This is a genomic window from Sphingopyxis sp. (assembly GCF_036402335.1).
Classification (GTDB): Bacteria; Pseudomonadota; Alphaproteobacteria; order Sphingomonadales; family Sphingomonadaceae; genus Sphingopyxis.
This window is the reverse complement of the sequence record NZ_DASWTD010000099.1, coordinates 1-8,133: the sequence shown is the minus strand read 5'-3', so window position 1 is coordinate 8,133 and position 8,133 is coordinate 1. Positions and strand designations below refer to the sequence as shown.

8 protein-coding genes and 1 pseudogene are annotated in these 8,133 nt (G+C 66.5%); 6 read left to right on the top strand and 3 right to left on the bottom strand.

Annotation, left to right across the window (positions count from 1 at the left end; genetic code table 11):
* The 6 genes and pseudogenes from VGD20_RS02995 to VGD20_RS02970 form a co-directional block, all read left to right on the top strand.
* The coding region (locus tag VGD20_RS02995) for a hypothetical protein (protein ID WP_331133024.1) at nt 1-421 on the top strand (421 nt) is incomplete at its 5' end.
* A 106-nt stretch (nt 422-527) separates the two neighbouring features.
* Complete coding sequence (gene coaBC, locus VGD20_RS02990; RefSeq protein ID WP_331133023.1) at nt 528-1,790, top strand: bifunctional phosphopantothenoylcysteine decarboxylase/phosphopantothenate--cysteine ligase CoaBC; 1,263 nt, start codon at nt 528-530, stop codon at nt 1,788-1,790.
* Nucleotides 1,753-2,214 (top strand): annotated as a pseudogene (dut, locus tag VGD20_RS02985) (dUTP diphosphatase); the annotation flags it as partial. The gene coaBC and the pseudogene dut, both read left to right, overlap by 38 nt.
* Nucleotides 2,215-2,313: 99 nt before the next feature.
* A complete protein-coding gene (locus tag VGD20_RS02980) occupies nt 2,314-2,652 on the top strand; it encodes a hypothetical protein (protein ID WP_331133022.1) in 339 nt (112 codons plus the stop codon).
* Nucleotides 2,652-3,404: a HesA/MoeB/ThiF family protein gene (locus VGD20_RS02975; RefSeq protein ID WP_331133021.1), complete on the top strand. Its 753-nt coding sequence runs from the start codon at nt 2,652-2,654 to the stop codon at nt 3,402-3,404. The genes VGD20_RS02980 and VGD20_RS02975 overlap by 1 nt, the downstream gene beginning before the upstream one ends.
* Entirely contained in the window at nt 3,392-3,757 is a 366-nt protein-coding gene (locus VGD20_RS02970) for a DsrE family protein (protein ID WP_331133026.1), read from the top strand. The genes VGD20_RS02975 and VGD20_RS02970 overlap by 13 nt, the downstream gene beginning before the upstream one ends.
* Here the strand turns inward: VGD20_RS02970 and VGD20_RS02965 are convergent.
* The 3 genes from VGD20_RS02965 to VGD20_RS02955 form a co-directional block, all read right to left on the bottom strand.
* On the bottom strand, nt 3,754-4,476 hold the full coding sequence (locus VGD20_RS02965) for a class I SAM-dependent methyltransferase (RefSeq protein ID WP_414714533.1): 723 nt from the start codon (nt 4,474-4,476) through the stop codon (nt 3,754-3,756). The two genes, VGD20_RS02970 and VGD20_RS02965, sit on opposite strands and share 4 nt — an antisense overlap.
* The gene (gene prfB / locus VGD20_RS02960; RefSeq protein ID WP_331133020.1) at nt 4,476-5,603 is read right to left on the bottom strand and encodes a peptide chain release factor 2; all 1,128 of its coding nucleotides are present in this window, start codon (nt 5,601-5,603) and stop codon (nt 4,476-4,478) included. Before prfB ends, VGD20_RS02965 begins: the two co-directional genes overlap by 1 nt.
* A gap of 72 nt (nt 5,604-5,675) precedes the next feature.
* The coding region (locus tag VGD20_RS02955) for a PBP1A family penicillin-binding protein (protein ID WP_331133019.1) at nt 5,676-8,133 on the bottom strand (2,458 nt) is incomplete at its 5' end.

The window sequence follows — 8,133 nt, the reverse complement described above, 5'->3', positions numbered from 1 at the left end:
GACGGGCCCCTTTTCGATCCTGCTGTTCGCCCTCGTCCTGCTCGCAAAAGATCCTTTCGCGCTGGTACGCGATCCCGCCGCCGTGCTCGGATCGCTGGTATCGATGCTCGCCTTCGGGTCGATCCTCGGCGTCGTCTTCGGCCTCCTCATCGGCTGGCTTCCGATCTCGCTGCTCGGCTGGGCAACCGCAAAAGCTGCGGCGCGTGCGCCGATCTTCCGTCACCCGGTCGTCTGGGTCGGGGTGGGCACCGTCACCGCCGGCCCGCTCGTCGCGTTGCTGGGCGGCGCGATCGACAATGTCATCGAAAATCCCGATCCGGCCAACTGGGAGCAGCTTTGCGGCATGGCGGCCTTCGGCGGCGGATGCGGCATATTCGCCGCGCTCTTCTTCCGCTGGCTGATCGCACGGAGGTCGCCTTGAACCGGCGACGCGGAGCGCATAACTGGATGGCAAAGGAGATGGCGATGATTCTGCCCCTGCCCGCCGCCGCTCGCGCGGCCCCCACCGTGCCGACGGGCGGCCGGTGATGGCCGCCCCGCGCATCCTGCTGATCATCGGCGGTGGTATCGCCGCCTATAAGGCTATCGAACTCGTCCGCCTGCTCCGCAAGGCGGGCATGACGGTGCGCTGCGTGATCACGCGCGCGGGCCAGCAATTCGTCACCCCGCTCACACTCGCGGCCTTGAGCGAGAACAAGGTCTACACCGACATCTTCGACCTCAAGGACGAAGTCGAGATGGGGCATATCGAACTCAGCCGCGAAGCCGACCTCGTCGTCGTCGCGCCCGCGACGGCCGACCTGCTCGCCAAGATGGCGGCAGGGATCGCCGACGACCTGGCGACAACGCTGCTGCTCGCGACCGACAAGCCCGTACTCGCCGCGCCCGCGATGAACGTGCGCATGTGGCTCCACGCGGCGACGCGGCGCAACGTCGCCACCCTGCGCGGCGACGGGGTGACCGTGATGGAGCCCGACGAAGGCGAGATGGCGTGCGGCGAATATGGCCCCGGCCGCCTGCCCGAACCGGCTGCGGTCAAGGACGCGATCGACGCAGCGCTGGCAAGCGCGCCCGTTCCGGTGCCGCTCACGGGCCAGCCCGATTTCGCGCCAGCGAACCATCGCCCGCTCTTCGGCCGCCGCGTCCTCGTGACCGCAGGCCCGACGCACGAACCGATCGACCCGGTGCGCTATATCGCCAACCGCTCGAGCGGGAAGCAGGGCTTTGCGATCGCCGCCGCCGCCGCCGAGGCGGGCGCGGAGGTACTGCTGATCGCGGGGCCCGTGCCGCTGCCGACCCCGCCGGGCGTGATCCGCGTCGATGTCGAGACCGCGGTCGAGATGGCCGCCGAAGTTGCCGAAGGCCTGCCCGTCGATGCGGCGATCATGGTCGCCGCGGTCGCCGACTGGCGCGCCGCCGACGCCGCACCGCAAAAGATCAAGAAGGACGGCAGCGGGCAGGTCCCGCCGCTCGCGCTCGCCGAAAATCCGGACATTCTTGCCGGCGTTGCCAAAAGCGCCCAGCGCCCGCCGCTGCTGATCGGTTTTGCCGCCGAGACCAACGACGTGATCGCGCATGCCGAGGCGAAGCTCGCTCGCAAGGGCTGCGACTGGATCGTCGCCAACGACGTGTCCGCCGACCCGATGGGCGGCGAAAGCAACCGCGTGCATATCGTCAGCAAAGACGGAGTAGACAGCTGGGACCGGCTGCCCAAGCAGGCCGTCGCCCGCAAATTGATGGAAAAGATCGCCGATGAACTCGACAAACGCGCACCCCTTGAACGGGATTGAAATCGCCATCCAGCGACTGCCCAACGGTGGCGGCCTGCCCCTGCCCGCCTATGCGAGCGATGGCGCGGCGGGGATGGATGTCGTCGCGGCCGAAACGCTGACGCTGCGCCCCGGCGCGCGCCATGCAGTCGCGACCGGCTTCGCAATGGCAATCCCGGCAGGCTATGAGGTGCAGGTGCGTCCGCGCTCGGGCCTCGCGCTCAAGCATGGCGTGACCTGCCTCAACACGCCGGGGACGATCGACAGCGATTATCGCGGCGAAGTGAAGGTGATCCTCGCCAACCTGTCCGAGGATAATTTCGAGATCCGGCGCGGCGACCGCATCGCGCAACTCGTCCCGGCGCCGGTCCAGCGCGCCGCCTTTGCCGAAGTCGAGATGCTCGACGAGACCGCGCGCGGCGCGGGCGGCTTCGGATCGACCGGCGTGGCGAGCGCGAAGGACCAAGAGGCGCCCGACGATGATTTCGTTCCCCAAAATATCGGATCGCTGTCGACCGTGAAGATACGGCAGCCGGGCGAATAGGTGGCAGTCGGCATCGCCGCCCTGCTGCTGGCTGGATCGGTTCCGATCAAGGTCGAACGGCCGTTCAAAGATGCGGTCGCGGAGCAGAAATTCATCGCGCGACTGTCCGACCCGCTCGCCTTGCACGAAGACCGGCGATGCGGTGACTATGATATGACGATCAGAATGACCCTGCCTCCACAGGCGGCACCGCGCGACATTCGCATCGAGGCGCCCGATTGTGCGTGGCAACGCGTCACATATATCAGGAAATGGCTGCAAACTGCACCGCGGACCTATTTCAAACCGGTCGGTCAAACGACGCGGTACCGGTTCCGCGTCGCGATGAGATTGCCGTAATGAGCCTGGGCGATGCCGAACTCGACCGCTATGCCCGGCAGATCATCCTGCCCGCTTTTGGCGGCGCGGGGCAGGCGAAGCTGAAGGCCGCGCACATCGCGGTGATCGGTGCGGGCGGGATCGGTTGCCCGGCGATCACCTATCTGGCGGCGGCGGGCGTCGGCAAGCTGACGATCGTCGACCATGACCATGTCGAGCTCAGCAACCTGCAGCGCCAGCCGCTGTTCACCGACGCCGATATCGGCGCGTCCAAGGCCGAGGTCGCGGCGGACGCGGCGCGGCGGATCAATCCGCATGTCGAAACGGTTGCGGTGCCCGAACGGCTGGGCGACGGCAACGCCGAGGCCCTGCTCGCGGGCGCGAGCCTGATCCTCGACGGCTGCGACAATTTCGAGACCCGGCTCGCCGTCAACCGCGCGGCAGTCGCGCTACGCATCCCGCTGCTCAGCGCCGCGATCGGCGCGTTCGAGGGGCAGGTCGCGCTCTACGAAGGATGGCGCGAAGGCCAGGCCTGCTACGCCTGCCTCGTCGGGCCCGACCCCGACCGCGAAGGCATCAATTGCGCCGAGGCGGGCGTGATGGGCGCGCTGGCCGGGATGATCGGGACGATGGCAGCGCTCGAAGCCGTGCGTGCGCTGTCGGGCTGGGGTTCATCGTTGACGGGGCGCCTCGCGATCGTCGATATGCTGGGTCGCCGCTGGCGCGAAGTCGGCGTTCCCGAGGATCCGCGGTGCCCGACATGCCGAGCCTGAACATCATCGTCGCGGTCGCCGAGGGACGGCGGCTCTACGCCGCGATCGAAGCCGCGATGGCAGCGGCAGCGCTGGGCCGCACAGTACGGGTCTTCGTTCAGGGCGAAGCGGCCGCACTGCTGCGCGATCCGCTGTCCTTCGCCGGCGACGAAGCGCGCCGCGCCGCGGGGCAACCCGACCTCGCGTGGCTGGTCGAGGAAGCGATCGCGATGGAGGTCGAACTGTTCGTCTGCCAGTCGGGCATGGCGCTCGTCGGGATCGCCGCGAGCGAACTGGTGCCACACGTCCGCGCGGCGGGGCTGGTCAGCTTCATGGCGAACATCGGTCCGGAGGACCGTCTGATCGTCTACTAGGGGTTTTTGCAGACCTTGATCGCATCGGCGTCGGGGCGTTTACCCTCGGGCTCGAAGCGCGCGAGATAGCCGCCGGCATGCTGCTTGTCGTCGTACGACACGAGCTTGTAGCCCACCGCCTCGAATTCGCAGACAAGCAGACGAAACGGCGTGCCGTGCTGCGCGATCGGGCGGTCGCCGTCGACGACGAGCACTTGCCCGCCCTTGCGCAGCGCCGGGCGCAGCCGCCACAGGAAGGCGTAGGGCTCGCCGATCTCGTGATACATATGGACCATGAAGACGCGGTCGAAACTCGCCGCGGGAAGGCGCGGGTCATCGACGGCGCCGAGCTTCAGCGAAATATTGTCGAGCCGCTCGCGCGCGACGCGGTCGGCGAGCCGCTCGATCACCTCGGGCATGATGTCCTGTGCGAGCACACGCCCGCCGGCGCCGACGCGCTGCGCGAGGCGCACGGTGTAATAGCCGTCGCCCGCGCCGATGTCGGCAACGGTCATGCCAGGCCGCACATCGGCCGAGTCCATCACATCCTCGGCTTCGTTGACGCGGTCGCGGGCTTCCTCGGTCGACCATTTGGTCGAAACGGTCGGCGCCACCGGCCGGTCGGCAGGCGGGAATTCACGCGCCGTCTCGGCGCGGTCGCTATTGTCTTCCCACGGCGCATCGCAGCCGTTCAGCAGCGGCAAAAGCGCCAGCGCGGCAAGGAAGACCGCGCGCCGCATCAGTCGATATCTTCCACTTCGACCTTCTCGCCCGTCACCTTCTGCGACAGCGCCGCCGCCATGAAAGGATCGAGCGCGCCGTCGAGCACATCGGATGGCGCCGTCGACGTGATCCCGGTGCGCAGATCCTTCACCAGCTGATACGGCTGGAGAACATAGGAGCGGATCTGGTGCCCCCAGCCGATCTCGGTCTTCGCCTGATATTCGCCCGACGCCGCGGCTTCGCGCTTCTGAAGTTCGGCCTCGTACATCCGCGCCTTCAGCATCCCCATCGCGGTCGCGCGGTTCTTGTGCTGCGACCGGTCGTTCTGGCTGGCCACGACGATGCCGGTCGGGATGTGCGTGATACGGACCGCCGAATCGGTGGTATTGACGTGCTGTCCACCCGCGCCCGAGGCGCGATAGGTATCGATCTTGAGGTCGCCTTCGTTGATCTCGATATCGATATTGTCGTCGATCACCGGATAGACCCACACCGACGAGAAGCTGGTGTGGCGGCGCGCCGAGCTGTCGTAGGGCGAGATGCGGACGAGGCGATGGACGCCGCTTTCGGTCTTGGCATAGCCATAGGCATTTTCGCCCTTCACCAGCATCGTCGCCGATTTGATGCCCGCTTGTTCGCCCGCCTGATATTCGACGAGTTCGACCTTCATCCGACGCTTTTCGGCCCAGCGGCTGTACATGCGCTGGAGCATTTCGGCCCAGTCCTGGCTTTCGGTGCCGCCGGCGCCGGCATGGACTTCGATGTAGCAGTCGTTGGCGTCAGCCTCGCCCGCGAGCAGCGCCTTGATCTTGTCTTCCTCGGCACGTGCAGCGAGCGTCGCAAGGCTGGCGATCGCCTCGTCGACCATCGCCTCGTCGCCTTCCATTTCGGCAAGCTCGATCAGTTCGGCAGTATCGGCGCATTCGGTTTCGATCGCGCGCGTCGCGGCGATCGCCTCGTCGAGCCGGCGGCGTTCGCGCATGACTTCCTGCGCCGCCTTGGCATCGTTCCACAGGGTCGGGTCCTCGACCTTCGCGTTGAGTTCGTCGAGCCGCCGCACCGCGCGGTCCCAGTCGAGGAAACGCCGCAGCAGCGCCAGCGCGGCGCCAATCTTGTCGATATGATCCTGCGCTTCGGCGCGCATGTCCTTGCTCCTGAAATATGTTGATCCCGCCCTTACGGCCTCATGAGCCGCAGGGGAAGGCGGTGCGCAGCGTCAGATGATGCCGCCGCGGTCGTCGAGGAAGTCGCTGTCGGTGCGTCCCGACCGGCCCTTCTGGGTCGGTGCGGCCTGCCGCCTCGGCGTCTTGATCGGCTTGATTTCTTCTTCGCGGATCGTCCGGCGCGGTTCGCTTTCGGGCTTGAAGGCTTCCCAGATGATCGACGCCTTGGGATCGCTGCCCGGCCAGCTGCCATAGACGCGGCGGCCCGACTGGCGATCGATCCGTACCATCCGCACGCCCTTGGGCGCGGCAAACGGAATGGGCTGGCTGTCGGCGAGCGACTCTTCGAAAAATTGCTTGAAGATCGGCGCGGCCATGCTGCCGCCCTGGACATAGCCGCCCATGTTCCGCGGCTGGTCGAAACCGATATAGACCCCGGCGACGACATCCGGCGTCCCGCCGACGAACCACGCATCCTTGGGGCCCGAGGTCGTGCCTGTCTTGCCGAACAAGGGCACGCCGAGATCGCGCAGGCGCACCGCGGTGCCGCGCTGGACGACGCCTTCGAGCATATGGACGACCTGATAGGCGGTCATCGGATCCATCAGCTGCTTGCCCGACCTGGCGAAGCGCGGCATCGGCCGGCCGTCCCAATCCTTTTTGTTGCAGCCTTCGCAGGGCTTCCAGTTCGCCGGGAAAATCACCTTGCCACGGCGATCCTGCGCATAGTCGATCACGCGCGGTTTCAGTTCGCGGCCGTGGTTTGCCAGCATTGCAAAGGCGTTGGTCATCTTCTCGACCGTCGTCGACCCCGCGCCGAGCGCGGTCGAGAGATAGGGTTCGTGCTTGCCGATGCCCATCGTCTGGATCATCTCGACGATCGGCTCCATCCCGACCTGGCTCGCGGTACGGACCGTCATCAGGTTGCGCGACTGTTCGAGGCCCCAGCGCATCGTATGTTCGCCGCTGCCCCCCGAATTGCCAAAGTTGCGGAAGCATTTGTTGCCGAGGCTCGCGCCCTGATAAACACAGAAGGGTCCATCGACGATCATCGTCGCGGGGGTCATGCCATTGTCGAGCGCGGCGGCATAGACGAAGGGTTTGATCGTCGAACCCGGCTGGCGTTCGGCCTGCGTCGCGCGGTTGAACGGCGACAGGCGGACGTCGAAACCGCCCTGCATCGCATAGATGCGTCCCGAATGCGGGCTTTCGGCCATGAAGCCGCCCGACACCTCGGGAATGTTCCGTAGCGCATAACTGTTGCCGCCGGTCGACTTGACCGCGATCAGGTCGCCCGGGCGCATCGCCGAGAAGGCGCTGCCGCCGGTCTTGCGATATATCAAAGTCGCGGCGCCCGCAGGCAGCGTGCCGGTCGACCCGTCGGCAAAGCCGATCTGCGCGGCGCCGGGCGATTTGGAGACGACGGCTGCGATGCGCCAGCCGTCGTAATCGATGCCGATGAAGCTCGACGCGAGGCGGCTGGCCCACTGGTCGTCGGCCTCGATCGTCGCGATCGGGCCCGACCAGCCCTTGCCGGCATCGTAGCGGAGAAGGCCGCGGCGGAGCGCATTGGCGGCGGCAGCCTGCATCTTGTCATTATAGGCGGTGCGCACCCAAAGGCCACCGGCGTAGACGCTGTGCGGGCCTTTGTCGGCGGTTTCGCCGAATTCGGCGATCAACTGGCGACGGACCTCTTCCATATAATAGCCACCGACCTGCGCGATCGCGCGGTTTCCGGTGTCGGTGAGGCCAAGCGGCATCGCCTTTGCCGCATCGCGCTGCGCCGTGGTGATCCAGCCGTTGCGCTGCATTTCGTTCAAAACAAAATTGCGCCGGCCCATCGCCTTGTCGGCGTTGCGCGCGCGGCCATAGGTTTCGGGCGCCTTGGGCAGGATCGCGAGAAACGCCATTTCATGGAGCTGGAGCTGGTCGACGTCCTTGTCGAAATAGGCGCGGCTCGCGGCCTGGACGCCGAAGCTGCGGCGGCCGAGCGGGATTTCGTTGAGGTAGAGTTCGAGGATCTGTTCCTTGGTCAGCGCATCTTCGATGCGCATCGCGAGGATCGCCTCGCGGATCTTGCGCGTGTAGCTGACCTCGTTGGTGAGCAGCAGGTTCTTCGCGACTTGCTGCGTGATCGTCGAGGCACCGATCGGGCGCCCGCTGTTCGAAAGGTTGGTGACGATCGCGCTGACGATGCCCGGATAGTCGATGCCGCCATGGCTGAAGAAGGTGCGGTCCTCCGCCGCCAGATAGGCGCGGACCAGAAGTTGCGGATACTCGCTATATTCGAGCTGGACGCGCCGTTCGCGGGCGTAGCTGTGCACCGGCTTGCCCTCGGCATCGCGAACCATCGTCGGCAGCGGCGGTTCATAGTCGCGCAGCTGGTCGACATCCTTGTCGAAATAGGCGCGGCTCGCGGCCTGCACCCCGAAACTGCGCCGACCGAGCGGGATTTCGTTCAGATAAAGCTCGAGAATCTGTTCCTTGGTCAGCGCATCCTCGATGCGCATC